Consider the following 459-nt stretch of genomic DNA (forward strand, 5'->3'; position numbering starts at 1 on the left):
AAGATTTCTATTCCCTATCCTCCCGCTTGGCCGCCCTCGATACGGATAGGGAAGATTTCCTTTATAGCCCCCTAATCAACTTGGACACTTTCACCACTTCATATAAACTTAGAAGAAGTGGAGGAATTGTCCATGAAAAGAAGGTTTCGATGCCCCGTTACGGTGAAGAGGGAGCTGGTAGCTGAAGTGCTAGCCGGGTATAGGGTAGAGGCAGTTGCCCGACAGCACGGTATGTCTCCGAGTACACTGAGCACGTGGGTTCGTCAATACCAGGATGAGGTGGGTGATATAGTGGTACGCAAACAGGACGAAGCAAAGCAGATGAAACTAGATGCAGCAAGCCTTCATGAGTTACAGAATAAATACAAGGAAGCTATGAAGCTGTTGGGTGAGAAAGAGCTGGAAAACAACATTCTGAAAGACCTTTTAAAAAAAACGAACCCAGCCGCGCTGAAAGAC

1 protein-coding gene is annotated in these 459 nt (G+C 47.1%); it reads left to right on the top strand.

Translation table 11 applies throughout. The annotated features are described in order from the left end of the window. Positions 1 to 132: 132 nt before the first annotated feature. Positions 133 to 459, top strand: a 327-nt coding sequence (locus PAECUDRAFT_RS24320; protein WP_199558789.1) for a transposase, incomplete at its 3' end; no start/stop codon positions are given.

This window comes from Paenibacillus curdlanolyticus YK9 (assembly GCF_000179615.1).
In the GTDB taxonomy this organism is placed as follows: domain Bacteria; phylum Bacillota; class Bacilli; order Paenibacillales; family Paenibacillaceae; genus Paenibacillus_T; species Paenibacillus_T curdlanolyticus.